This window comes from Roseibium sp. RKSG952, assembly GCF_009711355.1.
Map to the genome: position 1 here is coordinate 1 of NZ_SMMF01000920.1, position 1,333 is coordinate 1,333.

A 1,333-nucleotide genomic window follows, 5' to 3' on the forward strand; every position below is an offset into this window, starting at 1 on the left:
ATGAACGTGGTCGGATGCAAGGCCTAAATGACCTTCTGGTGTTTGGCGGCGTGACACTGGCCTCACTCGCCTCGGGCGGATTGATGAACTGCTCTGGCGGTTCGCCGATCGAAGGCTGGACAGCTGTGAATCTGGCGATGATTCCGTTGCTCACACTGGCAGGTGGCGCGCTATTGTGGCTGACAATGCGCCCGCGAACAGTTTAATCACCAAGCTCGGTTATTGCTGTGAACGCTTTGCTTTGCTGAGCTTCATCAATGCCTTCGTCGATGTGTATCCGATAGATTTCCCACATCTGCTGACGCAACTTCCGGCCTTTCTCGGTTATCCGCAAAATGCGGCCACGACCGTCACCTGAGACAGCGTGTCGTGTCAGCAAGCCATCTTCCGCCATGCGCGCGACCTGTCTGGAAAAACTTGATTGATCAAACAGCAACTGCTCTTCCAGCTGTTTAGGTCTCAAACCTTCCGGCTCTCGCTCGAGCTCCCACAAGACGTCATACCAATGCAGGCGCGGATATCCCGCCGCCACTAGTGCCTGTTCTGCCCTTGCAAATATCCGCGTGCGCGTCCGGTTCAGTGCGATCCAGGCTGCTTCTCTCTTCTCAAATCCGCTCATCACGCCTCCGCGAGCTCTGTATTTTTGCTTTGCGCACCTTAATAGATGCATTTACATCTTTATTTATCAACTACAGCAAATCTGAGAAACACCATGAACCTTTTGCGCGCAACCACTCTAACACTCGCAATGGCTTCACCCGCCGTTGCAGAAACCTACCACTTCGACCAAAGCCATACCGAAGTCCGCTTCTACTACAATCACGCCGGGCTGACCGAACAATCCGGTGAATGGACCGCCCTTTCTGGTACTGTAGATTTCGATCCAGAAAACGTTGCTGCAACTAGCGCCAACATCACCATTGATGCCTCAAGCCTCGAAACTGGCTGGGGGCCGCTAAACGATCACCTCAAAAGCAACGACTTCTTCGCGATCGAGGACTTTCCGGAGATTCGATTTGTCTCGACCTCAGCCGTGCAGACGGGTGCAGACACATTGCGCATGATCGGTGACCTGACGATCAAGGATCAGACCAAACCTGCAGCTTTGGATATCGAGCTCAAGTTCATGGGCACCCATCCGTTGGGCGGCTTTTTCGATTATTATCAAGGTGATTGGGTCGGTGTTGAAGCAACAGGGCTGTTACTGCGCAGCGACTATGGTGTTGGTATGTTCGCCCCCGGCACTTCTGACTCGGTAAAGCTCAAGATCTCGGCCGAACTTCGTGAAGGTGGCTGGGAATAACTACCAGCGTCCCGTCGCCGCCTTTGTCAT

Annotated in this window: 2 protein-coding genes and 1 pseudogene; 2 read left to right on the forward strand and 1 reads right to left on the reverse strand. The window is 53.5% G+C overall.

Features of this window, described 5'->3' with window-relative positions; all coding sequences use genetic code 11:
• Positions 1-206: pseudogene (locus tag E1297_RS21075) on the forward strand (MFS transporter); the annotation flags it as partial.
• Here E1297_RS21075 and E1297_RS21080 read toward each other — a convergent pair.
• Positions 203-619: a MarR family winged helix-turn-helix transcriptional regulator gene (locus E1297_RS21080; protein ID WP_196223378.1), complete on the reverse strand. Its 417-nt coding sequence runs from the start codon at positions 617-619 to the stop codon at positions 203-205. The pseudogene E1297_RS21075 and the gene E1297_RS21080 sit on opposite strands and share 4 nt — an antisense overlap.
• A gap of 93 nt (positions 620-712) precedes the next feature.
• On the opposite strand from E1297_RS21080, the gene E1297_RS21085 reads away from it, so the two are divergent.
• Positions 713-1,303 (forward strand): YceI family protein, encoded by a 591-nt coding sequence (locus tag E1297_RS21085; RefSeq protein WP_155141954.1) that lies wholly within the window; start codon positions 713-715, stop codon positions 1,301-1,303.
• Positions 1,304-1,333: the final 30 nt, after the last annotated feature.

Coding starts and splice junctions, on each gene's coding strand:
- E1297_RS21080 (WP_196223378.1), bottom strand. CDS start 619: ATGAGCGGATTTGAGAAGAGAGAAGCAGCCTGGATCGCACTGAACCGG.
- E1297_RS21085 (WP_155141954.1), top strand. CDS start 713: ATGAACCTTTTGCGCGCAACCACTCTAACACTCGCAATGGCTTCACCC.